We start from the raw sequence: 25,218 nt of genomic DNA, 5'->3' as shown, positions 1-25,218 counted from the left end.
GCACACAAAAAAGGGGGAGACAGCTCCCCCGCTGCCTCCCCCTTTTCGCCCCAACGATAACCGGATCAGTCGATCTGCTGGCCGTCGTCGATCTTGATCACCGCGCCGGTCGTATAGGCAGCAGCATCCGAGGTCAGGAAGCTGATGGTCGGATTCAGAGCCTCGATCGGCATCAGACGCTTGCGCGGCAGTTTCGATACCATCTTCTGACCGGCCTCCGAGGTGAACCATTCCTCGTTGATATCGGTCAGCATATAGCCGGGGCAAACCGTGTTGACGCTGATGCGAGGGCGCACCCACTCATTGGCAAAGGCACGGCCCAGCATCACAGCACCGGCCTTGGAGGCACAATAGGCCACCAGCCCCGTCAGGGCATGAAGCCCGCCCATCGAGGCCAGAATAACCACGCGACCACGATCCGGAGCCTCGCTGGCCAACAGGCGACGGCCACCTTCGCGCACGGTCAGGAACACACCGCGCGTGTTCACCGCTTGAATCTGGTCATACTCCTCGATCGGCAGGTCGGTAGCCCAGCCATCGGCATTCACACCGGCATTGGCGATGATCGTATCGACCGTGCCGAAACGCGCCTCGGCAGCATCATAACCGGCGATGACCGAGGCCTCTTCGGTCACGTCCATCGACACAGCCATGGCCTCTGCTCCCAGAGACTCAAGCTCTTTCACGAGGTCTTGCAGACGGTCGGCGCGGCGAGCCGCCACCACCACCTTGGCCCCGCCGTGCGCCAGCACGCGGGCGAACTCGGCACCGATACCCGACGATGCACCGGTAATCAGGGCCACGCGGCCTTCGTGGGTCTTGGTCGTCGACATCAGCGTTTCTCCCTTGCGGACAGCCAGGCACGCGTCATGGCGCTGGTTCTTGTCCTGTCCAGTTTTTCATTGAGCCAGACCGCTGCCTCGCACAGCGTTCCGATATTCACCGCCATCGTATCGCCCAGTGCATAGGCGACATCTTCGGAGGCCACATTGCCCGCGGCCCCCGGTGCGAACGGGCAGCCGCCCGTGCCGCCAATCGAGGCATCAACGGTCACGGCCCCTGCGGCCACAGCCGCGACGGCATTGGCGACGCCTGTGCCGCGCGTATCGTGGAAATGCACCCGCACCGGCAGCGGCTTGACCGCCTCTACCACACGCGTCACCAGCGCCGTCACCTCGTCGGGACGCGCCACGCCGATGGTATCGGCAAGGGCAATCTCCAGCGGGTTAAAGGCCGCCAGTTGGCGCGCCATATCCACCACCAGATCGGGATCGACCGGACCCGACAGCGGGCATCCGAACGCGACCGAAATCGTCACCTGTGCATCGCGACCCTGTTCGCGGGCCAGCCCGATCACACGACCCGCCATGGCCACGCTCTCGGCGATATCCATGCCCTGATTGGCCTTGCCGAAGGTGTTGCTGGCAGCAACAACAATGCCCAGTTCGTCAACCGCGGTCTGCAAGGCCCGCACGGCCCCGCGCTCGTTCAGAACCAGACCAATGGTGCGCACGCCGTCTGTCTTGCCAAGGGCTTCAATAACCGCCTCGGCATCGGCCATCTGTGGCACCAGTTTCGGATTGACGAAGCTGGCGACCTCCAGACGCTTGGCTCCGGCGGAAATGGCGCGCTGAATCAGTTCGACCTTGTCGGCAGTGGACAGGATGGTCTTTTCGTTTTGCAGACCATCGCGGGCGGAGACTTCAACGAGTTCAATCATTGCCCCTCTCCCGTCAGGCTGTGGCGATAGCGCGGCTGGTCCACCGCCAGCATGTCCAGAGATGTCTGTTTCAGATGGGCAAACACCTTGGGATCAGCGGCATCCACCACCCCGTTGCGGATGGCCTCTGCCAGTGCATCATTGAGGGTGTCGTAGTCGCCCGTCTCGCCCAGAATGACGCTCATACGGGCAACTGCGGCGGCTTCGCAGGCGGGCCACAAGGTCAGTTCGCGCTCGATAATGCCCATGGCATTGGCCGCAACCTTGCGATGAAAACCGTCTGCCGTTGTCGGCTCGCCTTCCAGCCAGCCACGCACAGCCTTGACCAGTTCTTCTTTTGTCGGACCGCGCATTAGTTATCCCCCTCCATCAGCGCCAGAAGATCGACTTCGCATTCGCTGAGACGGCGGCCGATCACAGCCCGCTCCACCGAGGCCGACGCGCCGGTGGCAAAGGTCTGGTACATCATCATGGTGATGACGGCCCATTTGAAGGTGCCGACAACTTCCCAGAACCGCACGCGCTCTTCAGATATCGTCTCGCCGCCTGCGGCCTCGTAACCGGCCAGCAGATCTTCAAGATCGGCAAAGCCGCCGACGCGCTTGTCGGTCACGCCAAAACGCCACGAGTTCACACATAGCCAGCCAAAATCCTCGGCCGGATCACCAAGGTGCGCCAGCTCCCAATCCAGCACAGCAGCTAGGCCGGTGTCGGCTTCAACCATCAGATTGCCATTGCGGAAATCGCCGTGGACCAGACGGGGGGCAACGGCATCCGGCAGATTCGCCTGCATCCATTTCAGGGCCGCTTCCATCACCGGGCGCGGGCCGCTGCTCTTGCGATAGATGTCGGCATAGCGTTCGATAACCGTCTGGGCGTTCTGTATCTCAAGGTCCGATACAGCATCGAGAGGCACAGCATGGATACGAGCCAGCGTCTCGCCGCACTGACGCCCCAGAATCTCGCGGGCCGGTGCAAAGGCGGGTCCTGCGGCAATACGCCGGCCAAGGGTTTCGCCCGCCACGCGCGTGACAATATAGGCCTCGCCCAAACCATCCTCAGGACTGCAATCGCGCACCAGTTCGGCCACCGGTGCCCCTGCGGCCTGAGCAGCCGCCAGCACACGCGCTTCGATAGGCAGGGGCAGCGAGGTTTCGAACACCTCGGACTCCTCGCCATCACCACGGCGGCGCAGAATCAGCGCCCGCACACCGTCTGGGCTTACAACATCAAAAGCCCATGTTTCCAGACTGGCCCCGCCCGTTAGGCGTTTCAGCCCGCTGATGCCCTGTCCGCCCTTGGCCAGTTGCGGCGCGAGGGCGTTCAGCCGTTGCGCCACATGGCCTGCTGCATCTTGCGATAGTTCTGTTCCGCTCATGTCCTATGGATGACCGCAGCACGCAAGGTTTGTCAAATAGATTGACGTTCACGCCATTCGCAGGAAAGGATGCCGCAAACATCACTATTCAGGATTTTCGCCGATGAGCGCCCATTCCGGTCCTTCGCCCTACACTACCGAAGACCTCGACATGTTCCGTGACGGGCTGGTCAAATTCCTCGAAGCCGAGTGCCCGCCCGAGGCCATCGAACGCTGGAACCACAACAAGATCGTGGATCGCGAGATGTGGACCAAGGGTGGCGAATTCGGTCTTCTGGGTCTGGGCGTGCCCGAGGAATATGGCGGCATGGGCGCAGACTTCCGCCACGAGCGCATCCTGATCGAAGAGTTCGGCGCTCGCGGTATGGAAGGCTGGGGTGTGCCGCTGCACAACTCGATCGTGGCCCCCTATCTGATCGCGTTTGGAACCGACGAACAGAAAAAGCGCTGGCTGCCCAAGGTGGTGACCGGCGAGATCGTGCTGGGCATTGCCATGACCGAGCCGGGCACAGGCTCCGACCTTCAGGGCATCCGCACCCGCGCGCGTCTGGAAGGCGACGAATGGGTGCTGAATGGCCAGAAGACCTTTATCTCCAACGGCCAGACCGCAGACCTGATCCTTGTTGTGTGCCGCACATCGGACAATGGTTCGCGCGGTATCTCGCTGATCGCTGTCGAAGGCGACCGTGCCGGTTTCACCCGTGGCCGCAACCTCGACAAGATGGGCCGTGCCGCGCAGGACACTTCGGAACTGTTCTTCGAGGATGTGCGTGTTCCGGCCGACAATCTGGTTGGCGGCGTCGAGGGCAAGGGTTTTGGTCAGTTGATGCAGATGCTGCCACAAGAGCGACTCGGCATCGCCGCCATGGGTCTGGCCATTCTGGAACGCGCCCTGAAGCTGACGGTCGAATATACCCGCGAGCGTCAGGCCTTCGGCAAACCCTTGATGGAGTTCCAGAACACCCAGTTCACACTGGCTGACATCAAGGCCAAGGCTGTAATCGCCCGCAGCTTTATCGACACCTGCACCGAGAAACTGATCCGCGGCGAACTGGATGCCGCCACTGCCTCGATTGCCAAGCTATGGATCACCGAAACCGAGCTTGAAGGCGTCAACAAATGCCTGCAACTGTTCGGGGGATATGGTTATATGAATGAGTATCCAATCGCGCAGCTCTATAAGGATGCGCGTATCGACACTATTCATGGCGGAACGTCCGAGGTTATGAAGATTCTCATTTCCCGTACGCTCTAAAGCAGCTTACAGCGGGCAAGGCCTACGGGAATTGCCCGCACCCTTTACGCGTATGCGTAAATTCATCATCGGCATCGCGCCCCAGCCCGGAGCTCCTGCGTGAAAATGCAATCCTACTACCTCATCGTCCCGCTAATGGCTGGCTTTGAATGGTTCGACGAAGGCTTGCAGAACAGTTTGCGCGAAGCCGGTTGGCCCCATCTAACGCGCCCTGAATCCATGGTGATGATGCATGTGCAGATGAATATCGTGCGGCCTGCCGATATCGCCCGCAGCCTGCGCCTGACCCGTCAGGCCGTACACTCCACCATTCAGACCATGGTCAAACGCGGCATCTTTGAAATGGCCGATGACCCCGAAGATGGTCGTATCCGTATCGTGCAACTGACCCCGATGGGCGAAGCCATGCGCCGCGATGCCCGTCTCATTGTCGAGCAACTGGCCGAGTCTCTGGTTCCCCGCATCGGAGCCGACGGCGTGGCCGCTCTGCGACAGGCCCTAGATGCCGACTGGGGCGCGCCGCCCTTGATTAAGCTGGATCAAAAAAGTCAGGGCACCGAAGAATTCCACCATTCTGCGAACAAAAATCTGTAAAGTTACTTGACGAACCCGCTCGGTTGTATTGTCTAGTTACTTGACCAAATGGCTCGCTAGAAGCCTCGGTCAGGGAGGATCATACAGCCGGTGCGCGGTCGCGTGACCGCACCCTCCCTCTTGCCAACGACCCTGCTTTACGCAGGCATCACACGGGGAGGTGTGTATGCGATACCGTTATATGGCGCTGCTGGCTTCGAGCTCTTTGCTCATCAGCTCAGCCGCTCTGGCTCAGGAAGCCAATGTTTCGCCGGAAGCCACATCGACCAGCGTGGCCGACATCATGGTCACCGCCCGCAAGCGCACCGAGCGTCTTCAGGATGTGCCGATCTCGGTGAATGTCACCAGCGGCGAAGAACTGGCTTCGCAGGACGTACGCAACCTTGAAGCCCTGTCGGGTGCGGTGCCCAACCTGCACATTCAGGCCACCCCCGGCAACAACGCCATCTATATTCGCGGTATCGGTTCTTCACCGGGCAATCTAGCGTTTGAGCAATCGGTCGGCCTTTTTGTAGATGGTACCTATGCCGGTCGGGGTCGCCAGTTTGCCGCTCCATTCCTTGATGTCGCCAGCGTAGAAGTTCTGCGCGGGGCGCAAGGCGCACTATTCGGCAAGAACACTGCCGCCGGTGCCATCAACATCACCTCCAACGGCCCGCGCTCGGTGCGCGAGTTCGCGACCACAGTCACCGGCACAGTCGAGGGTGATAACGGTTTCGAGGTCACACAAATCCTGTCCGGCCCGATCACCGACAAGTTTCTGGCACGCGCGGCCCTGAAATATTCCGATAACGAAGGCTGGCTGGAAAACACCACCACCGGCGACGGCAACCCTGCCCGCGAGGATATGATCGGTCGTATCGTTCTGGACTATCTGGCCAGCGACAGCCTGACCTTCCGCCTGAAGCTGGAAGGTGCCAAGCAGGACCTGACCGGCCAGCCGATGACCTCGGTTGCCGCAGGCGGCTCCAAGGGCTTCACCCGTCAGGTTTCACCGGGCGTTCCCGACTTCGACAACACCGAAAGCTTTAACGGCGTTCTGACGATCAACAAAGACTTTGCCAACGGCATTTCTCTGACCGCGATCACCGGTTATTCCGCCTTCAAATACGACAAGAACATCGACAGCGATTTTACGCCCCAAGATCTGCTGCGTTCGACCTTTCAGGAAGAGTTCAGCCAGATCTCGCAGGAGTTGCGCCTGACCTCGTCGGCTGATGGTCCCTTCACATGGATTGTCGGGGCCTATGCCCATTCCAACGAAATCGACATGTATCAGGCGTCGCGTATCACGATGGGACCGCTAAACGGCACCAGCCGTCGCTGGTTCGATCAAGAAAACACCAGCTTCTCGCTCTATGGTCAGGGCACCTATGCCTTTAACGACCAGTGGAGCGTGACGGCGGGCCTTCGCCAGACATGGGAAGAGAAGACAGCCGACCAGACCCGTGCCACCTCTGGCGTTGTGCCGCCGACCTGGGTGAACACTCCGCTATCGGGTCAACGTGACGAAAGCCAGCTCGATCCGTCGCTACAGGTCCAATACACCCACAGTCGCGACGTGATGTTCTATGCCTCCTATGCCAAGGGCTCAAAGGCGGGCGGCTTTGTCGGTGCCCAGTCCACCGGCGGCCAGAATGCCTTCGAGTTCGAGGGGGAAACCTCGCAATCCATCGAGCTTGGCACCAAGCTGACCCTTCTGGATGGTCAGGCGACGCTCAACATCGCTGCCTACACCTCCAAGTTCGAGGACCTACAGGTGTCGGGCTTTAACGCCGCCACCAATGCCTTCATCACCACCAATGCCGCCTCGGCCAAGAGCCAGGGCGTCGAGGTCGAAGGCAATTGGCGCGTCAACAGCTCGGTCTCAGTATCCGGTTCGCTGGCCTATAATGACGCCACCTATGACAGCTATCCGACGGCACCGTGCATCTGGAAAAATGGTGTGCCACCTGCCGCCAACTGCGTCGAAGACATCGGCGGTACCACCCTGCCGCGGGCACCCAAATGGTCAGGAGCCCTCAACGTCAATATCGACCACCCACTCCAGAACGGCCTGCGTGTTCTGGCCGATGCCACCGTACGCGGTCGCAGTGGCACCTATCTGGAAGAAAACTATAGCCCGGCCTCCTATCAGGACAGCTTCGGCAAGGTTGATCTGCGCCTCGGACTGGCCGCCGCAGACGACAGCTGGACGCTGGCCTTGATCGGTCGCAACCTGACCAATGAATGGACCGCCTCCCACGCCTATGGGACGCCCTTCATTGCCGGATCACAAACCTATGTAGTGGACCCCGGTCGCGTTGTGTCTATCCAGTTGGGCCTACGTTACTAAGTCTGCCTAACCAAGGCCGCCCCTGCCAGACGCACGGGCGGCCTTTAGTTTTTTGTTTCCAGCCTTCTGTATTCAGGGGGGTATTTAAATGCCCAGTTTCGACCGCCGACAGTTGATGGCCGCCATGACCGCCGCCGCGTCCGGTATCGCCCCGCCTCTGCGCGCACAGGCCGCATCATCGTCCGCAAAATCACCTGCCAGCGACAAGCCGCTCAACATCCTGTTCATCTGCACCGATCAAGAGTTCGGCCTGCAATCCTATCCGCAAGGCCTGCTGGAGCATCTGCCCGGCCACCGTGCCCTGCTGGAACGCTCTGTGGAACTGCGCAATTATCACGTCCAGACTACGCCCTGCACGCCCTCGCGCGCCGTCATCTATACCGGCCAGCACACGCAAAAAACCCGTGTCTTTTCCAATGCCGAACAGGGTGCAGTGCTCGATCCCGAGATCGACACTATCGGCGATATGATGCGACGTGCGGGCTATTACAGCGCCTATAAGGGCAAGTGGCATCTGGCCAAGTTGGCCACCAGCGACCAGAGCTTCCAGCGCCTCTATAACGACACCACCGACGCCATGGAGCCGTTCGGCTTCTCGGACTATAATTTCAACGGCGAGGAAATCGGCCTGACATGGGCCGGCTACCGCACCGACCGTCACGTCACCGGCGATGCCGCCATGCTGATCCACGAATTTGCAACGCCCGCGCGCCGTCAGGAAAAGCCGTGGTTCCTGTGTGTGAACCTGGTGAACCCGCACGACATCATGTTCTATGATGCCACAGGCGAACAGTCCGAAACGCGAGCCGTGCGCAATCTGGCGGGCCTGATGCGGGCCGAGCCGGGCGATCCTCTGTATCAGACCGATCTTGGCATGCCCCTGCCGCGCAGCTTCTATGTGGATGATCTGTCCACCAAGCCCGAGGCCCATCGCGGCATTTCGGCTCTGGATGTCAAAACCTATGGAGCCATGCCGCGCGAGAACGAGACGGCATGGAAGCGGTTCTATAACTATTACTGCAACTGCCTGCGCGATGTGGACCAGAACATCCTGACCTTGTTGTGGGCACTGGAACATTCAGGCCAACTGGACAACACCGTCATCGTCTATACGTCCGATCACGGCGAGCGCGCTGGTGCTCACGGCATGCGCCAGAAGGGTGGCACCGCCTATAAGGAAGAAACCAATGTGCCGATGTTCATCGCCCACCCGCAAGGGGCGCGCGGTGTCACCAGCAAGACCCTGATGGGCGCTGTCGATCTAGCACCAACCCTGCTGGGCTTGGCTGGAAAGTCACAGGACTGGAGCCGCAGCCAGTTCCCGCAACTGGTCGGCTATGACGTTTCAAAAGCCGTCTTCGATCCCGCTCACAGGGGTGAGCGCGACCGTCTGGGCCACCTGTTCAACTATGGTGTGATCCTGTCGTGGGACCGTCTGAACACCAACTATATGGACACCCCTGTCTGGGACCTGTCCAAACGCCGCGCCCACCGCGGCGTGTTCGACGGCCGCTGGAAGTTTGTGCGCTATTTCGCCCCTGCAGAGCATCATATGCCGCGTACATGGGAACAGTTGGTCGCCCACAATGATCTGGAACTGTACGACACCCACAACGATCCGGACGAGGTGCTGAACCTGGCGATCCGCCCCGATCAGTATCGCGCCGAGATCGAGCGCCTGAACGCCATGGTCAATGCCCTGATCGAACAGGAGATAGGCGTGGATAATGGCTCTGAATTCCCCGGTGAAGTCGCGCGGTACAACACGCTAACCCTGAGCTAGACGCCTTTAACTCCTCCATAAAGAAAGGGCCGGTGCGGATAATCGCACCGGCCCTTTGCGCATGAAGCCGTCGACGAGGGGAACTAGCCGAAGGTTTTGCGCATCCAGTCCTTGAACAGAATGGCCGCTTCGACCGACTTGTCCTGTTGTCCGGTATAGTAATGGTTGGCGTCCTTGATGATGGCGTGTTCCATCGACTTGGCATTACTGGCCGCAGCCATCAGACGCGCAGCATGGCTGGGCGTGCAGGCGTCGTCGGCGCTGTTTTCGATGACGATCATCGGCACAGTCACGCGCGGCGCACAGCGCAGACCGTCAGCCTGACTGTCATCATACGACCATTGCGACAGCCATGAACGCAGGGTCGAGAAGCGGGCCAGACCCACAGGGCCGTCATTCACCACTTCCGGCACACCCAGCATGCAGTGGTTCGGCTTGCGGTCGCTCGGCTCCAGAGTGGCATCGATGAAACGCGGGTCGGCCATGGTGCCCTGAACCACAAAGCCGCGCTCGTGGTTGTGTTTGCCCTGAGCCTTCAGCTTGGCCAGCTCTTCCTTGACCCATACGGTGATACGGCGGTTACGAGCGATCTGGGCGGCGCGATAACGCTCGATATATTCGGCGCTATAGGGCGGCTGGTTCGGGTTGGCCGGATCATAGATGTTCAGTTCCGGATCGCGGTCATACGGCTTCGTCTCGTCGGTGATCGACGGGTCGATCCATTCCGTCAGCGTCAGATTGCGCGACAGGTGGGCCGCCAGCAGAGCCACACCATCGGCCGGAATCAGATTGGCCTTGGTCAGGTCCACCGGATCGCCCGCAGGCGTGTGGGTCACGGTCGGGTTCTCGGCCTCTGCCTGATAGAACAGCGACAGGGCACCACCGCCGGACCAGCCGCCGAGAATGACCTTCTTATAGCCCAGACGCTCCTTGGCATCACGGATGGCCGCGCCGAGGTCCAACGCCACCTTCTCCATGATCAGGGCATTGTCGATGCCTCGATAACGGCTGTTGGCATAGATGACATGCAGGCCCTGTTTGGCCAGTGCCGACACGAAGGGCAGCCACGCGCCGCCACCGATCGGGTGCATGAACACCACCACCGTGTCGGATTCGGTTTCCGGCTTCAGATGGTGCGCCTCGATGGCCACAACGCCCTCGGCGCCGCCATAGGTGTCTTTGAACTGGGCCTCTTCCTTGAAGATGACCAGATACGGAGTGCGGGTATATTTTACTTTGGTCACGCCGGATTATCCCGCCAGTTCCGATTGAGGTTTGCCGCGCTTGTCGATAGCGGCCGCGCCGAACTTGGCTTCTTTTTCAGCGCGGGTTTGCGCCGTCCACGTCTTCAGCAGTTTCGGCAGGGCGGCCCCTTCCTCGCTCAGAATCTTGTCGTGGTCAGGCGTACGGCAGGTGATTTCGACCTGAATACCGTTGGGGTCATACATATAGACCGAGCGCACGAAATGATGCTCGACCGGACCCAGCGCGCTGACGCCGTGCGAGCGGATACGCTTTTGCATTTCCAGCATGTGGGCCTCGTCGCGCGCCTCGATAGCGATGTGCATGTCGAAGCTGTCCTTGCGGGCGAACCAGTCCGGATCAGCGGTCGAGGGGGCATCGAAGAAGGCGACGAAATTACCGTCCTCCATCTCGAAAAAGATGTGCATGTACGGCACAGGATCGCCCAGACCCGGCACTTCGTCCAACACGATACCGGCCGAGGCCTTCATGCCCAGCACGTCTTCATAGAACCAGCGGGTCTGTTCGGCATCACGGCAACGGAAGGCCGTGTGATGGACCCCTTTGAGGCCCGTTTGGGTGATCTGACTGGCCATATCCCCCTCCCTTTCATGTTCGTTTTCTTGAGAAACACTCCATACCCGCCCGCAGAGTTTGTCAAATTGCTTTACGTTATTTTTGTCTCGGCCTAGGCTGCATCCAACAAGAGGAGGGAGCGCAATGGATTTCGATCTACCCGCAGAGATCACCGACTATCTGGCCGAACTGGATGCCTTCATCGAGGCCGAGATCGTTCCGCTGCAAGCGCAGGACGACAACGAGCGCTTCTTCGACCATCGCCGTGAATGGGCACGCACCGACTATGACAATGGCGGCCTGCCGCGCCACGAGTGGGAAGAACTGCTGACCGAAGCCAAGAAGCGCGCCGACAAGGCCGGTCACCTGCGTTTTGCCCTGCCCAAGGAGTTTGGCGGCAAGGACGGCTCCAATCTGGCCATGGCCGTGATCCGCGAGCATTTCGCCGCCAAGGGTCTGGGTCTGCACAACGACCTTCAGAACGAACACTCCATCGTCGCCAACTATCCGCAGGTGCTGATGTTCCGCGATTTCGGCACGCAGGCGCAGAAGGACGAGTTCATCGGCGGTATGCTGGATGGCAGCCGCTCGATCTGTTTCGGCCTGACCGAACCCGAGCACGGCTCGGACGCCACCCACATGGAAACGGTCGGGGTGCGCGAAACCCGCGACGGCGTTTCGGGCTGGCGCATCAACGGCGAGAAGATGTGGACCACCGGCATGCACGTGGCCACCCACGTGATGGTTTTTGCCCGCACCGAGGGCAAGGCCGGTGACGCCAAGGGCATCACCTGCTTCATCGTTCCTGCCGAGGCCGAGGGCGTGAAGGTCGAGGAATACCTCTGGACCTTCAACATGCCGACCGACCACCCGCGCGTCAGCTTTACCGATGTCTGGGTACCCGACAGCAACGTCTTTGGCCCTGCCGATGGCGGCCTGGAACTGGCCCAGCATTTCGTCCACGAGAACCGCATCCGTCAGGCCGCCTCCTCGCTGGGTGCCGCCGATTACTGCGTCAAGGAAGCGGCCAAATATGCCCGCGAGCGCAAGCCGTTCGGCAAACCTCTGGCGGTCAATCAGGCCATCCAGTTCCCGCTGGTCGAACTGGCCACCCAAATCGAGATGCTGCGCCTCTTGATCCGCAAGACCGCATGGCAGATGGACCGCATGTCCAAGCCCGATGTGGCCAAGACCCTGTCGGACCGCGTGTCCATGTGTAACTACTGGGCCAATCGTCTGGTTTGCGAGGCTGCCGACACCGCCATGCAGGTTCACGGCGGCATGGGCTATTCGCGTCACAAGCCGTTCGAACACATCTATCGCCACCACCGTCGCTATCGCATCACCGAGGGCGCGGAAGAAATCCAGATGCGCAAGATCGCGGCCTGGATGTTCGGCTTTGCCGGTCCCAACAAGGTCGCGCGGGAGAAGGCGTAGGTGAACGCCTCTCCGCTCATCGTGACGTTCGACGACATGCCGTCACTTGCAGGTCGCGAACTGGGATCATCGAGCTGGATCGCACTGGATCAGGACCGCATCAATCTGTTTGCCGATGCGACCGACGACCACCAGTGGATCCATATCGACGAGGAACGCGCCCGTGCGGAGATGGGATCGACCATCGCCCACGGCTTTTTGACCCTGTCACTGCTGCCGCGCCTGATGGACGACGTGATCCGCTTTGAAGGGGCGGGCAAGATGCTGAATGTGGGCGTCAACCGCGTCCGCTTCGTCTCGCCTGCCCCCAGCGGATCACGGGTGCGCCTGACACAAAGCGTTGTGTCGGTCGAAGCCCGCGCCGGTGGCTGGCAACTGATCACCGACTGCGTGATCGAGGCCGAGGGACAGGACAAGCCCCTGTGCGTGGCCCAGAGCGTCATGCTGGTTCTTCCGCCGGAACAGGCACAAGCCGCATAGCTCAAATTAGTAAAGCTACTTGACAATATCTATTCCTGAGCCATCATCCTTATACGGTCATGGTCGGGAACAGATCAGGCCCGTATCGCGCCCGTCCGGCGTGTTAGGGAGGATAAACACTATGACCAGCGCCAATGCGGCTGTCATTGCCGACGATCTGAAAGACGCCCTGCGCAATCTGGTGCGCTCGGTTGTCGTAGTCACCGCCCGTCATCAGGGCCGCGCCTATGCCATGGCCGCCACTGCCATTAGCGAGGTCAGCATGGACCCGCCCTCCATGCTGGTCTGTATCAACCGCAACAATGCCATTTTCGACGCCATCGACGCCGGATGTGATGTGGTGCTGAATGTGTTGGGACAGGACCACGAAGCTGTCTCGCGCGCCTGTGGCGGTGGCCGCAAGGGCGAGGAGAAGTTCGATATCGGTGCGTGGGATATTGCCGCCGAGGACCAGCCGCCGGCGCTTCGCGATGCACTGGCCGTCATCCATCTGAAACAGGCCTCCTGCCTCGACCACGGCAGCCACCGCATCGTCATCGGCGATGTGCAATCAGTCCAACGTCCATCCAGCACCATCCCGCTGGCCTTTATGGGTGGACGTTATCTGCAACTGGAAGCGGCCTGCCACGTTCAATAGGGGCACCGCTTTCAAGTCGCGTAAGCAGCCTGCTCCCAGAAGCTGTTCTGTATCTTTGTACCGCGTAACAAAAACCCCGCCCTCTGGAAAGGAAGGCGGGGTTTCTTGTTGATGCGAGCAAGCCTTAGCCGAGGCTGTAGAAGGTCGGAGCCCCCGGTCCCACCGGCATGCCCAGTGCGAACACCCAGACGAAGAAGAAGATCGTCCAGGCAATCGTGAAGAAGATCGAATAGGGCAGCATCATCGCAATCATGGTGCCGATGCCGACCTTCTTGTCATAGCGCACCGCCCACGCCAGAATCAGGCCGAAATAGCTCATCATCGGGGTGATGATATTGGTGGTGGAATCGCCGATGCGATAGGCCGCCTGGATCAGTTCCGGCGAATAGCCCAGCAGCATCAGCATCGGCACAAAGATGGGGGCCGTCATCGCCCACTGGGCCGAGGCCGAACCGATCATCAGGTTCACAAAGCAGCAGATCAGAATAAAGCCGATAAAGATCACCGGCCCTGTCAGACCCAGTGCCTCAAGGGTTTGCGCGCCCTTTACCGCCGTGATCGAGCCGATATTGGACCAGTTGAAGAAGGCTACAAACTGGGCGGCAAAGAAGATGATGACCAAATAGAGCCCCAGCGAGCCCAGCGATTTGGACATGCCATCAATGACATCGCGGTCGTTTTTGACAGTGCCGACCACCTTGCCATAGGCCCAGCCCATGGCGAGGAAGAACAGCAGAATCCACACCGCAAACCCGCTGAAGAAGGGCGAGCGCATAGCATCGCCGGTCACCGGATCGCGCAGAATGCCCCATGACGGCACCACGCTCAGCAGCATGACCGCCAGCACGCCCAGCAGAACCAGCCCCGTAACCTTCAGGCCCTTCTTTTCAATGGACGTCAGCGGCGAGGCCGCAGCGCCGTCCAGCGCCGTCGGGTCAGCATCGGCGGGATTATAGGCTCCCAGTTTCGGCTCGACGATATAGGTGCTGACGGCCCAGCCGACTGCGGTGACAAGGAAGGTCGAGGCAGCGGCAAAATACCAGTTGGCCGTCGCCGTAACGGCATAGGTCGGGTCGATCAGACGCGCCGCTTCTTCGGTAATACCGGCCAGCAACGGGTCGATCGTGCCAATCAGAAGATTGGCCGAATAGCCGCCCGAGACACCGGCAAAGGCCGCCGCCATACCCGCCAGCGGGTGACGTCCCAGCGAATAATAGACCGCACCGGCCATCGGGATCAGAACCACATAGCCCAGTTCCGACGCCGTATTGGACATGACACCGGCAAACACGATGACCACGGTCACCACATTCTTGGATGCGCCCAGAACCATGCCGCGCACCGCCGCCGACAACACGCCCGACTTCTCGGCCACTCCGATACCCAGCATGGCCGTCAACACCACACCCAGAGGTGCAAAACTTGTAAAGTTGGTCACAAGGCTGCTGAAGATACGGCGCACACCATCGGCACTGAACAGCGACACCGCACGGATCATGCCATCATCGGCACGGCCCGCAGCGCCCACAGGACGCGGGTCCTCGACGGCCACACCCAGCCAGCCAAACAGGCCGGACAACAGAACCATGCCCGCCGCCAGAAGCAAGAACAAAGTCACCGGATGCGGAAGCAGATTGCCCAGCCATTCGACGGTGTCGAGAAAGCGGGTAAACGCATTGCGCTTGGGTGCTGGCGGTTGGGCCTTTTCGGCCCCTGCAGGCTGGAGTTCCGTCATACACATTCCTTGGCGGAGCTGGTTTTTATGAAAATCGACCTTTATCCCCGAAAGGCGACCCAAAGCGCTTTTCAACTTTCAAGAGCAAAACACAAGGCGTCGCCTTGTCGCTCCCCGTCAACTTTCCCCAGAATGCCGGTCACAAAATAGAGAGACGGTTTTTTTGTCCCTCAAAAATCCTAGATTACCCCTATCCGGCGCGGTGCCAGCTGCACGGCCATTCTGTCACATATGAGCCATCCCATGTCCGTCAAAGCCTATGGTGCTACTGCTGCCAACCGTCCGGTCGAAGCCATCGAAATCCCGCGCCGCGATGTGGGGGCACACGATGTGCAGATTGAAATCGACTATTGCGGCATCTGTCATTCCGACCTTCATACGGTGCGCGGCGAATGGGGGGCGGTGAACTTCCCCTGCGTACCAGGTCACGAGATCGTCGGTCGGGTGTCAAAAGTCGGGCCCTCGGTCAGCCGCTTCAAGGAAGGCGATGTCGTCGGCGTCGGCTGCATGGTCGATAGCTGCAAGTCCTGCCATTCCTGCGACGAGGGACTGGAGCAGTTCTGCGAAACCGGCATGACCGGCACCTATGATTCCAAGATCGCCGACGCCCCCGGCCACACACTTGGCGGCTATTCCCAGCGCATCATCGTCAAGGACGACTTTGTCCTCAAGGTCACCCACCCCGCCGATCAACTGGCTGCCGTGGCACCATTGCTCTGTGCCGGTATCACCACATGGTCGCCCCTGCGTCACTGGAAGGTCGGCCCGGGCAAGAAGGTCGGCGTGGTCGGTATCGGCGGCCTTGGCCATATGGGCGTCAAACTGGCCCATGCGCTGGGCGCGCATGTGGTGGCCTTCACCACCTCTGAATCCAAGCGTCAGGATGCGCTCGATCTGGGCGCGAATGAAGTGGTCATCTCCAAAGATCCCACCCAGATGAAGGCCCATGCCCGCAGCTTCGACTTCATCCTCAACACGGTCGCCGCCAGCCACAGTCTGGATGCTTATACCAGGCTGCTGAAGGTTGACGGCACCATGTGCCTTGTCGGTGTGCCAGAACACGCCCACCCTTCACCCAATGTCTCGATCCTGATCGGCGGTCGCCGCTCGATTGCCGGCTCACTGATCGGGGGCATCAAGGAAACGCAGGAGATGCTGGATTTCTGCGCCGAGCACGGCATCGTCTCGGACATCGAAATGATCCGCGCCGAACAGATCGAAGAGGCCTATGAACGGATGCTGAAATCCGACGTCAAATACCGCTTCGTCATCGACAACAGCACCATGTAATTAAATAAAATCATATAATTAAGCTTGACCATAGCCTCCTGAATTATCAGTCTCCGCGGCTGTTTTTCAGGGGGCATTTTATGACCAATCCGAACGGCTTGAACCACGATACCCAAGCCATGATGCGTTACGACGCCAACAAGAAGTCGATGCTGATTGCCTATCTGCTGGCCATTTTCGTCGGCACCTTGGGCATTCACCGCTTTTATCTGGGCGAGAAAAACACCGCCATTGCCCAACTGGTCATGACAATCGCAGGCTGGCTGACGATCTGGATCTTCATCGGTGCCCTGCCGCTGATGGCCGTGGGTATCTGGGTTCTGGTGGACCTCTTCCTGATTCCGGGACTGGTGGCCAAGCAGAACAACAAGCTGATCGCCTCGCTGAATCAAGGCCAGTAAACCCGTCTGCCAAGATACAAAAAGGCCCGCCGGAATGATCCGGCGGGCCTTTTCTCTATATTAAGCCTGTAACGGTCTTAGAAATATTCCGCATTGGCCGGGCACTGGGCCGCCAGACGGCGGGCCGTGATGGTGGCCGGAATATAGGGCGTACCGCGCGCCAGTTGGGCACCACCGCTAAAGCGGAACGATTCCTGCTGATAGGTGCCGTTCAGGCGCACATTCACACGACGGTCCTTGTGGTCCTTGCACACGCCTTCAAAGCGGGCACGGCCGTTTGAGGCTTCGCGCACATGATAGGTGCATTGCCATTTGCGTGTCGAAAGACCGCCAAAGAAGCGGTTGATCTCGCTGGGGCGCACGCACTTCTGTTCGGTATCGCGCACACCAAAAACGCTGGTTGTATATTCCCAATAACCAGGCAAAACCTCGCTACGAGCGGCCTGGGCCTGTGGTGCAGACGCAGGGGCGGCCAAAAGAGCGCCACCCGCAACCAGCGGGGCAGCAAGTGCCAACAGGCGAACCCCTCCGGCAAAGGGCTTTTTCCCGAAAAGCTTTTTCATAGGGGGCATCTTCAAACGGCTCATCATAAGAGGCTATATATATGGAAGCATATAAACGGTGGCTGAACGCGAACGATCCCTGTTTGTCAGCATTCTTATGTCGCGCCCGAGTCCAGATTCATTACAGACTCGGCTTGACGCCAAGTGAGTCCATCCTTTATACGGCCCCCTCTCGCGCAGGTTAACGCCTGTTGCGCCACCTGTTTTCATGCGTCCGCAATGTTTGCGCGGATGTGACCTTGAGGATCTTAAGATGTCGCGTCGTTGCGAACTCACGGGTATCGGCCCGATGGTCGGCCACAATGTGAGCCACTCGAACATCAAGACCAAGCGTCGTTTCCTGCCGTCCCTGAAGACGGTCAAGGTGAACTCGGACGCTCTGGGCCAAACCTTCTCCCTGCGTATCTCGAATGCTGCCCTGCGCACGCTCGACTACAAGGGCGGTCTGGATGCATTCATCGTGAAGGCTCGCGATGAGAAGCTGTCGGCTGCTGCCCTGCGCATCAAGCGTCAGGTCAAGGCCAAGCTGGCTGAACAAGCCGCTGCCTAATCAGCTCTGCTGGTTGTGAAGTTTTGAAGAGGCCGCTGGAAACAGCGGCCTTTTTCTTTTGCCGTATAGCGCCCCTCGGCTAGGCTTTCGTTTCAAGATTTGAAAAACGGATCTAAGCTATGCGCCTGTCCCTGCTGATTGCCACTGCAACCTGCGCCCTGATGGGGGGCGTGGCTTTTCCTGCACTCGCACAGCAGTCCACACCCTTTACCCTGTCCAGCGGCAGTTCGCGAACGCCAGAGCAATTGGCCGTTGCATTCGAAGACGCCGATCTCAGCCTGTCGATTGATCCCGCCTCGAAATCCATCGAAGGCCGCGCTCTTTTGTCCTTCATGACGACTGCGCCCCTGTCGGCTGTCGTTGTCGAACTGGATACCCGCTTCGGTATCAGCCGCATCAGTGTGAACGGGGAACAGGTCTCTAACTGGAGCAATCCCGAGGGACGACTGACCATTCCCCTGCCCCGCCCTGTCATGGCCGGTCAGCGCCTTCTGGTGGCCATCGACTATGGCGGTACGCCCCATACCGCCACCCGTGCCCCGTGGGATGGTGGCTTTGTCTGGTCCGAATCCGACGGCAAGCCATGGATGGCCACAGCGGTTCAGGGCGAAGGCTGTGACCTGATCTGGCCCTGTATCGATCATCCGATGGGCGAGCCCCAACAGATGACCCTGCACATGACCGTGCCTGCTGGTTTAACGGCCGTCACCAACGGCGTGCGCACTGGCCAAACCAGCGACGGCACCCACACCACCAGTCACTGGAGCACCGCCACCCCCAACACCTATGCCATCAGCCTGAATGTCGGTCCGTATCGCGAGATGGCGGCCACCTATGACAGCCGATATGGCAATGCGATTCCCTTGCGGTTCTGGCCGCTGGAATCGACGCCGGACGACAAGGCAAAGCGCCTGTTTGATCAGCTTCCCCTGATGCTCGATTTCTTCGAGGACTGGGTCGGACCCTATCCGTTCGCAGACGAAAAGGTCGGGGTGGTGGAAACACCGCACCTTGGCATGGAGCACCAGACCATCAACGCCTATGGCAACGGCTACAAGCTGGACGGCAAGGGTTATGACTGGCTGATGCAGCACGAACTGGCGCACGAATGGTTCGGCAACCAGATGACCAATGTCTCGTGGGACGACATGTGGCTGCATGAGGGTTTCGGCACCTATATGCAGCCGCTCTATGCCCGCCGACTGAACGGCGAACGCGCCATGCAGGCCGAGCTGGAAACCATGCGCCGCACCGTGGCCAACCGCTTCCCCATGGTGACAGGCCACGAACAGGATGCCGCCACCGTCTATAATGCCGAAACCGGTCCGGCGCTGGACCTGTATTATAAGGGCGCACTGATCGCCCACACCCTGCGTCTGATGATTGGTGACGAAGCGTTCAAACGATCCTTGCGCGAACTGGTCTATGACCGCCCCGATCCGGCACCCGGTAATTTCAAACCGGTTTACCGCACGACTGCCGACTATGTGGCGATTGTAAACCGTATTATGGCCAAGGACATGGGCTGGTTCTTCGATGCCTATCTGTATCACGCCGAACTGCCCGAACTGGTGATGGAGCGCGACGGCGGCGAAGTCACCCTGACGTGGAAAACCGGATCGGCTCTGACGTTTGAAATGCCGCTGGACGTCGAGATAGACGGAAAGCCACAAACCCTTCCGATGCAGGGCGGCACCGCTCGTTTCCGTGCCGATCCCCGCGCCCATATCCTGATCGACCCTCAATCAAAAATTCTACGTCGCCTGCCTTATCTCGAACAATGGAAGACCGAGAACCGGTCCTGAACGGAGTAAACCCCATGCGCCGTCTTGGCCGCCTGATCGCCTCTACCGTCCTGTTGGCGGCGCTGGCAGCACCTGTTGCCGCACAGACAACGAACCTGCCCCCATTAGAACGTGCCTCGCAGGTGCTGTTCTGGTCGCAAGCCGAGCGTGAAGCAGGATTTCGCGCGATGGATCGCATTGTGCCCCATCGCGTCATTGCCGCCGGTGACGTCGCGCGCCCCTTGCCCGAAGGCGATCCTCTCAGCCTTGATGTGGAAGGCTTCATGGCCTCCGAGAAAGTCGCGGGTCTTCTCGTGCTGCAAGACGGCCAGATCAGGCTGGAACGCTACGGACTGGACTTTGAGCGCGAAGGCCGCTGGACCTCGTTTTCGGTGGCCAAATCCCTGACCTCGACCCTCGTCGGCGCGGCCATCAAGGACGGCTATATCGCAAGCCTCGAGACCCCCATCGTCCGCTACCTGCCCGAACTGACTGACAGTGCCTATGAGGGGGTTACTGTACATCAGTTGCTGACCATGACTTCAGGTGCCGACTGGAACGAGGACTATACCAACCCCGATGCCGATGCGGCCCGTTTCTTCGAGCCCCACGACACCGGCGGCATGGACCCGACCTTGCACTATATGCGCCAGTTGAAACGCGCCGCCGAGCCGGGCACGCGCTGGCACTATTCCACCGGCGAAACCCAGTTGATCGGTGTGTTGGTCCGCCGCGCCACCGGCAAGCCACTGGCCGATTACCTGTCCGAAAAGCTATGGTCGGCCTATGGCATGGAGCGCGATGCCGGATGGATGATCGACGAGAGCGGTCAGGAAGCCAGCGGCTGCTGTGTCATGGCCAGCTTGCGCGACTGGGGCCGTGTGGGACAGTTCGTGCTGGATGGCGGCAAGGTCGGCAATAGCGCCATCCTGCCCGATGGCTGGTTGTCGCAAGCCACCTCCAAACAGGCCGACTATGGCGAGGCAGGCGAAGGCTATGGCTTCCAGTGGTGGACCTATGATGATGGCCGCTATGCCGCACACGGCATTTTCGGCCAGTCGATCACCATCGACCCCGAACGCAAGACGGTGGTGGTTATCCTGTCGGCATGGCCGACAGCTACGGGGCGCTCGAATGTCCGCGATGCTTTCCTTAAACAGGTCGCTGACGCGGTAGATGCCGCCCCGCAAACCGAGCGCTAGGCTTCCAGCTCCAGATCCCAATAGAGATAATCGAGCCAGGTCTTGTGCAGGGTCTGGGGCGGAAATTTCCGTCCGGCCTGTTGAAGCTGCCATGAGGACGGGCGGATGACCTTGCGGCGAAGCGGCATCTGGGCCTGCATTGGGGTGCGTCCACCCTTGCGCAGGTTACAGGGACCACAGGCGGTAACGATATTGGTCCACGAGGTAATCCCGCCCTGCGAACGCGGCAGGATGTGATCAAAGGTCAGGTCCTGCGACGTGCCGCCAACGCCGCAATACTGGCAGGCAAATCCATCGCGAAGAAATACGTTGAAACGGGTGAAGGCCGGATGGCGGTCCTGATCCACATAAGATTTCAGGCACACCACGCTGGGCAACTGCATTTCCATGGAGGGGCTGCGGACCACCCTGTCATAGGTGGCCACCACCTCTACGCGGTCCTGCCATACTGCCTTGATGACCTCTTCCCACGACCACAAGGACAGCGGGAAATAGGAAAGCGGTCTGAAATCGGCATTCAGAACCAGGGCCGGAAAGCCCGAGGGGGCACCTGTCAGAACCTGCATCGCGCAAGCTCCGTCATACAGCGATCTATAGACGCAACAGGACTGAAGACACGTCTCCTTCCTTCGTCAGGACGAAGGAAGATAAACCTGATTCCCTGTCATCACCATGATTGAAAAATCATGGTTCTTTTACAGTGAAGCTTCAGTCCCGTTACAGCTGTTTCTTATCTCGGTTGAGAACTGGGGAAGGCAGGCAGGCTCCAGCCCTTGAGAATGGCACCGGCCCGCAGGGCCAGACCCGCCACCACCGCAATGGCCACCGCCCACCAGGTCGGCACCGACACGGCCTTCAGGCCCACAAACAGGGCCGCCGACAACAGGGCGGCGGTAATATAAAGCTCACGGCGCAACAGGATGGACGGCTGGTGCGCAAGAACATCGCGCACAATCCCGCCGAAACAGGCCGTAAGAATCCCCATGACAATGCAAATCAGCGGGGCTACGCCATAGCTGGCCGCCTTGGCCGCGCCCATCACGCCATAGGCCGCAAGACCGATGGCATCCAGCCACATCAGCGCACGAAAACGCCATTCACGCGCACCGATGATCCAAAAGGCCAGCGCCGTCACCAAACAGACGGCAATATAGCGCCAGTCCGCCACCCAGAAAACCGGCGCACCGATCAACAGGTCGCGCACCGTGCCACCACCCACGCCAGTCAAAGCGGCAAAGAAGGCAAAGGTTACCAGATCATGTTTCTGGCGCGCCGCTGCCAGCGCCCCTGTGGCGGCAAATACCGCAACCCCGGCGAAATCCAGCAGGGGCAAAACAGTTTCAGGGCGGGCCAGTTCGGCCGTGGCGCTCATAGGTGTCACATCAATCCTCCAGCGCGACTTCACCGCGCTTTACAGCCCCATACCATCCCCAGAGCAAATGTGCCGCAACCGAACGGTGGGGCCGCCAAATATCGGCGCGCTGGTAAAAAGCCTTTTCTTTCAGTCGCTCGTCGGCACCTTCGGCCCAGCGCAAGGCTTCCTGCAAGGCCACATCACCCGCCGGAAACACATCCACCCGCCCCTCGCAAAACATCAAAAACGTCTCGGCGGTCCAGCGCCCCACGCCCTTAATGGCTGTCAGGGCCACAATCGCCTCGTCATCACCAAGGCGTCCCAGATGGGCAAAATCGATATGGCCTTCGGTTTGGGCGCGGGCGATTTCCTGACCATAGCGCGCCTTTTGCCCCGACAGACCAAAAGCCCGCAGGGTCTCGATATCACGGCCCAACACGGCCTCGGGCGTTACCTCGCCCAGCCCCTCGCACACCCGTTTCCAGATCGAAGCCGCCGCCGCGACAGAAACCTGCTGCTCCACAATCATGCGAAACAGCCCTTCAAACCCACCGGTCCGCAGACGCCATTCCAGCGGCGGTGTCTGTTCGTGCGCCCGCGCCAGCACCGGATCCTGCCGCGCCAGAGCCTCGCGCTGCTGTGCCATAGCCAGCGTCAGTTCACGCGCCCTGCTTTCGCGCTGTTCGGCGTCACGATCCTGCATGGCACAGCTCCAGTTGTTGTCTGGCCATGCTTGCCTGCCGCGCGGCGGAAGGCAACGCCCGAGATGCCCCGCAAGGATCGATTCAGCGACCCGCATTCACTTCCAATTGGACCGCCAGTCGACATGCTACTGCAGGCCCGCTAGCGTCCGCTGCATGAAGACGCTTGCCCAGCTTATCAGTCCTGTTTCCTCCGAAACCTTTTACGCAAACCATCACGACCGGAGCCCGCTACATATTCCGGCCAGTGAAGGTGCCGACAAGGCTAAATTATTCGGCTGGGGAGAGTTTAACCGCCTGCTGGACCAGACAGGTCACTGGACTTCAGAAACACTCAGAATGATCCACGACACCCGTAATGTGGACCCAACCCAGTATTGCCGCCAAAACGCGAGCGGAACCCACCTGATTCCCGATCCTCGCAAGGTTCAATTACAACTGGCACGCGGCTCCAGTCTGGTCGCCAATGACTTGGAGGATATGAGTCTACCGGTTGCTCGACTTGCAGCGGGACTGTCCTCGGAATTCGCCGCCCGTATCGGGGCCAATGTCTATTCCTCTTTCAAAGGTGTGCGGGCCTTTGGCCCCCACTTCGATCTGCACCATGTTCCCGCCCGTCGAACAGGCAGGAGGCAAGGCGCTACAACAACACCTAGGGCATCTGGGCCAGAAATTGGCGGCTCTGTGCGCCCTGCCCGACTTCCTCGATGAAGTCGCCATGACGCAAAATCGCCTGCGTCCGCGAACGGGCGAGTACAGCCTGCCTGCGCAGATGGAACTGACCCGTTATCGCGTTCAACCCATTGCCGCCCCTGCATTCAGCGGTCCGGTAGCCCACGCTATGCACTATGCCTACAGCCGATCTGAATTCGTTCTGGAAGAAGTCATAGCCTTGTTCGATTTCGTGTCAGAAACAGATATCCGCACGGCTGTGGACAGGGCCGCTGCCAGTGGCTCCCTGATCAAGCTTTGAGCCGGTTCGCGACCCGTTTTGCGCCTTCGCCGACAGGGCGGCTGCATAAGGGCCATGCCTTTTCGGCCCTGACCGCTTTCAGGGCGGCGCAGGATGCGGGCGGGCGTTTCTTGCTGCGGATCGAGGACATTGACCCGACCCGCTGCAAACCCGAATTCGAGGACGGGATTTATGAGGACCTGCGCTGGCTGGGCCTTGACTGGGAAGAGCCGGTGCGGCGTCAATCGGACCATCTGGACGACTATGCTGCAGCGGTCGAAACCCTGCGCCAGCGCGGTCTGGTTTACCGCTGTTTTCGCACCCGCAAGGAAATCCTCGACGGGATCGGCCATGCTCCGCACGGCATCACCGATGCCGCCCGCCCCGGCCCGCATCCTGCGGACGAGGAAGCCGAACTGCTCCAAGGCGGCAAGCCGTTTGCGTGGCGGCTGTCGCTGGATCGCGCACGCGACACAATCGGCGGCGCGGCTTGGGATGGCCTGTCCTTTTTCGAGGAAGGCCACGGGCCGGACGGCGAGACGGGCCGTATCCGCGCCCGTCCCGAACTGGCGGGCGATGTGGTTCTGGCGCGTAAGGATGCGGGTACCGCCTATCATCTGGCCTGTGTGCATGACGATGCCCTGCAAGGCATCAGCCATGTCATTCGCGGTATGGACCTGTTCGAGGCCACCCCGATCCAGCGCCTGATCCAGACCCTGTTCGGCTGGGACGAGCCGGTCTATCGCCACCACCGGCTGATGACCGATGCGAACGGCAAACGCTTTGCAAAGCGCGATGGCTCGGTGACTCTTGCCGCCTTGCGCGAGAATGGTGTGAGCGCCGACGCTTTGCGGGCCGAAGTCCTTTCACAGATGACGCTTTAGACAAATAAAAAGCGCGAAAGCCGTTGGGCCTTCGCGCTTTTCAGGAACCTTAAAGGTCCGGATCTAAAGGTTCTTAGAGAACTTTCAGGTCCACAGCAGCGGTCTTGCCGCGCTGGTTTTCGAGTTCGTACTCGACCTTGGCGTTCTCATCCAGACCAGCCAGGCCAGCCTTTTGAACGGCAGTGATGTGAACGAAAACGTCCGCGCCACCGCTATCCGGTTGAATGAAGCCGAAACCCTTGGTCGGGTTGAACCACTTGACCGTGCCGGTCGCCATATTGCGTCTCCATTGAACGCGTTTTCCAGGCAGTTTCCCCGAGGGGAAACCGTCAGCCCATCTGGACAACCTCGTTCGACTAAGGAGC

General features: G+C 60.0%; 26 protein-coding genes. 14 read left to right on the top strand and 12 right to left on the bottom strand.

Annotated elements, in window-relative coordinates:
• Positions 1-65 precede the first annotated feature (65 nt).
• From WEU32_RS04060 to WEU32_RS04045, 4 genes are read right to left on the bottom strand one after another with little or no spacing between them, the layout of a single operon-like run.
• A complete protein-coding gene (locus tag WEU32_RS04060; RefSeq protein ID WP_406852963.1) occupies positions 66-833 on the bottom strand; it encodes an SDR family NAD(P)-dependent oxidoreductase in 768 nt (255 codons plus the stop codon).
• A complete protein-coding gene (locus WEU32_RS04055) occupies positions 833-1,720 on the bottom strand; it encodes a hydroxymethylglutaryl-CoA lyase (protein ID WP_406852962.1) in 888 nt (295 codons plus the stop codon). The genes WEU32_RS04060 and WEU32_RS04055 overlap by 1 nt, the downstream gene beginning before the upstream one ends.
• On the bottom strand, positions 1,717-2,073 hold the full coding sequence (locus WEU32_RS04050; protein WP_406852961.1) for a DUF6285 domain-containing protein: 357 nt from the start codon (positions 2,071-2,073) through the stop codon (positions 1,717-1,719). Before WEU32_RS04050 ends, WEU32_RS04055 begins: the two co-directional genes overlap by 4 nt.
• Entirely contained in the window at positions 2,073-3,098 is a 1,026-nt protein-coding gene (locus WEU32_RS04045) for a phosphotransferase family protein (RefSeq protein WP_406852960.1), read from the bottom strand. Before WEU32_RS04045 ends, WEU32_RS04050 begins: the two co-directional genes overlap by 1 nt.
• Before the next feature lie 103 nt (positions 3,099-3,201).
• On the opposite strand from WEU32_RS04045, the gene WEU32_RS04040 reads away from it, so the two are divergent.
• The 4 genes from WEU32_RS04040 (at position 3,202) to WEU32_RS04025 (ending at position 9,065) form a co-directional block, all read left to right on the top strand.
• Complete coding sequence (locus WEU32_RS04040) at positions 3,202-4,353, top strand: acyl-CoA dehydrogenase family protein (RefSeq protein ID WP_406852959.1); 1,152 nt, start codon at positions 3,202-3,204, stop codon at positions 4,351-4,353.
• Between the two features lie 105 nt (positions 4,354-4,458).
• Positions 4,459-4,947 (top strand): MarR family winged helix-turn-helix transcriptional regulator, encoded by a 489-nt coding sequence (locus tag WEU32_RS04035; RefSeq protein ID WP_312135481.1) that lies wholly within the window; start codon positions 4,459-4,461, stop codon positions 4,945-4,947.
• A gap of 166 nt (positions 4,948-5,113) precedes the next feature.
• The gene (locus tag WEU32_RS04030) at positions 5,114-7,282 is read left to right on the top strand and encodes a TonB-dependent receptor (protein ID WP_406852958.1); all 2,169 of its coding nucleotides are present in this window, start codon (positions 5,114-5,116) and stop codon (positions 7,280-7,282) included.
• A gap of 88 nt (positions 7,283-7,370) precedes the next feature.
• A complete protein-coding gene (locus WEU32_RS04025) occupies positions 7,371-9,065 on the top strand; it encodes a sulfatase-like hydrolase/transferase (protein WP_406852957.1) in 1,695 nt (564 codons plus the stop codon).
• Between the two features lie 83 nt (positions 9,066-9,148).
• On the opposite strand, the gene WEU32_RS04020 is transcribed toward WEU32_RS04025, so the two are convergent.
• Entirely contained in the window at positions 9,149-10,309 is a 1,161-nt protein-coding gene (locus WEU32_RS04020; protein ID WP_406852956.1) for an alpha/beta hydrolase, read from the bottom strand.
• Positions 10,310-10,315: 6 nt separating this feature from the next.
• Positions 10,316-10,903 (bottom strand): VOC family protein, encoded by a 588-nt coding sequence (locus tag WEU32_RS04015; protein ID WP_406852955.1) that lies wholly within the window; start codon positions 10,901-10,903, stop codon positions 10,316-10,318.
• 124 nt (positions 10,904-11,027) lie between these two features.
• On the opposite strand from WEU32_RS04015, the gene WEU32_RS04010 reads away from it, so the two are divergent.
• The 3 genes from WEU32_RS04010 (at position 11,028) to WEU32_RS04000 (ending at position 13,437) form a co-directional block, all read left to right on the top strand.
• Positions 11,028-12,320, top strand: a complete 1,293-nt coding sequence (locus WEU32_RS04010) for an acyl-CoA dehydrogenase family protein (protein WP_406852954.1) — start codon at positions 11,028-11,030, stop codon at positions 12,318-12,320.
• Positions 12,321-12,800, top strand: coding sequence for a MaoC family dehydratase (locus WEU32_RS04005; protein ID WP_406852953.1), 480 nt, complete (start codon positions 12,321-12,323; stop codon positions 12,798-12,800).
• A gap of 121 nt (positions 12,801-12,921) precedes the next feature.
• Complete coding sequence (locus tag WEU32_RS04000; RefSeq protein ID WP_406852952.1) at positions 12,922-13,437, top strand: flavin reductase family protein; 516 nt, start codon at positions 12,922-12,924, stop codon at positions 13,435-13,437.
• A 124-nt stretch (positions 13,438-13,561) separates the two neighbouring features.
• Here the strand turns inward: WEU32_RS04000 and WEU32_RS03995 are convergent, their stop codons facing one another.
• Positions 13,562-15,172: an AbgT family transporter gene (locus tag WEU32_RS03995; RefSeq protein WP_406852951.1), complete on the bottom strand. Its 1,611-nt coding sequence runs from the start codon at positions 15,170-15,172 to the stop codon at positions 13,562-13,564.
• A 243-nt stretch (positions 15,173-15,415) separates the two neighbouring features.
• Between WEU32_RS03995 and WEU32_RS03990 the strand changes: the two genes are divergently transcribed.
• Positions 15,416-16,462, top strand: coding sequence for an NAD(P)-dependent alcohol dehydrogenase (locus WEU32_RS03990; protein ID WP_406852950.1), 1,047 nt, complete (start codon positions 15,416-15,418; stop codon positions 16,460-16,462).
• An 80-nt stretch (positions 16,463-16,542) separates the two neighbouring features.
• Positions 16,543-16,863, top strand: a complete 321-nt coding sequence (locus tag WEU32_RS03985) for a TM2 domain-containing protein (RefSeq protein ID WP_312135378.1) — start codon at positions 16,543-16,545, stop codon at positions 16,861-16,863.
• A gap of 77 nt (positions 16,864-16,940) precedes the next feature.
• On the opposite strand, the gene WEU32_RS03980 is transcribed toward WEU32_RS03985, so the two are convergent.
• Entirely contained in the window at positions 16,941-17,426 is a 486-nt protein-coding gene (locus tag WEU32_RS03980; protein ID WP_406852949.1) for a DUF3617 domain-containing protein, read from the bottom strand.
• A 253-nt stretch (positions 17,427-17,679) separates the two neighbouring features.
• Here WEU32_RS03980 and rpmB point away from each other — a divergent pair, with 253 nt between their 5' ends.
• From rpmB to WEU32_RS03965, 3 genes are all read left to right on the top strand, one after another.
• Entirely contained in the window at positions 17,680-17,976 is a 297-nt protein-coding gene (rpmB, locus tag WEU32_RS03975) for a 50S ribosomal protein L28 (RefSeq protein WP_312135374.1), read from the top strand.
• A gap of 119 nt (positions 17,977-18,095) precedes the next feature.
• Positions 18,096-19,781: a M1 family metallopeptidase gene (locus tag WEU32_RS03970; RefSeq protein WP_406852948.1), complete on the top strand. Its 1,686-nt coding sequence runs from the start codon at positions 18,096-18,098 to the stop codon at positions 19,779-19,781.
• Between the two features lie 14 nt (positions 19,782-19,795).
• The gene (locus tag WEU32_RS03965) at positions 19,796-20,962 is read left to right on the top strand and encodes a serine hydrolase domain-containing protein (RefSeq protein WP_406852947.1); all 1,167 of its coding nucleotides are present in this window, start codon (positions 19,796-19,798) and stop codon (positions 20,960-20,962) included.
• Here WEU32_RS03965 and WEU32_RS03960 read toward each other — a convergent pair.
• The 3 genes from WEU32_RS03960 to WEU32_RS03950 all read right to left on the bottom strand — a co-directional run bounded on the left by WEU32_RS03960 (position 20,959) and on the right by WEU32_RS03950 (position 23,019).
• On the bottom strand, positions 20,959-21,528 hold the full coding sequence (locus WEU32_RS03960; RefSeq protein WP_406852946.1) for an HNH endonuclease: 570 nt from the start codon (positions 21,526-21,528) through the stop codon (positions 20,959-20,961). The genes WEU32_RS03965 and WEU32_RS03960 overlap by 4 nt on opposite strands.
• A 164-nt stretch (positions 21,529-21,692) precedes the next feature.
• Positions 21,693-22,334, bottom strand: a complete 642-nt coding sequence (locus WEU32_RS03955; protein WP_312135369.1) for a trimeric intracellular cation channel family protein — start codon at positions 22,332-22,334, stop codon at positions 21,693-21,695.
• A 10-nt stretch (positions 22,335-22,344) separates the two neighbouring features.
• Positions 22,345-23,019: a DNA-3-methyladenine glycosylase family protein gene (locus WEU32_RS03950; protein WP_406852945.1), complete on the bottom strand. Its 675-nt coding sequence runs from the start codon at positions 23,017-23,019 to the stop codon at positions 22,345-22,347.
• 545 nt (positions 23,020-23,564) lie between these two features.
• Here WEU32_RS03950 and WEU32_RS03945 point away from each other — a divergent pair.
• Complete coding sequence (locus tag WEU32_RS03945) at positions 23,565-23,990, top strand: hypothetical protein (protein ID WP_406852944.1); 426 nt, start codon at positions 23,565-23,567, stop codon at positions 23,988-23,990.
• Positions 23,987-24,853 carry a tRNA glutamyl-Q(34) synthetase GluQRS gene (gluQRS, locus tag WEU32_RS03940; protein WP_406852943.1) on the top strand — a complete coding sequence of 289 codons (867 nt, stop codon included), beginning with the start codon at positions 23,987-23,989 and terminating at the stop codon, positions 24,851-24,853. Before WEU32_RS03945 ends, gluQRS begins: the two co-directional genes overlap by 4 nt.
• A 73-nt stretch (positions 24,854-24,926) precedes the next feature.
• Here the strand turns inward: gluQRS and WEU32_RS03935 are convergent, their stop codons facing one another.
• Positions 24,927-25,130, bottom strand: a complete 204-nt coding sequence (locus WEU32_RS03935; RefSeq protein WP_312135365.1) for a cold-shock protein — start codon at positions 25,128-25,130, stop codon at positions 24,927-24,929.
• Between the last annotated feature and the right edge of the window lie 88 nt (positions 25,131-25,218).

The organism is Brevundimonas sp. BH3 (genome assembly GCF_045345115.1).
Taxonomy (GTDB): Bacteria; Pseudomonadota; Alphaproteobacteria; order Caulobacterales; family Caulobacteraceae; genus Brevundimonas.
The sequence above is the reverse complement of the archived record's forward strand: the minus strand, read 5'-3'. Positions and strand labels throughout refer to the sequence as shown.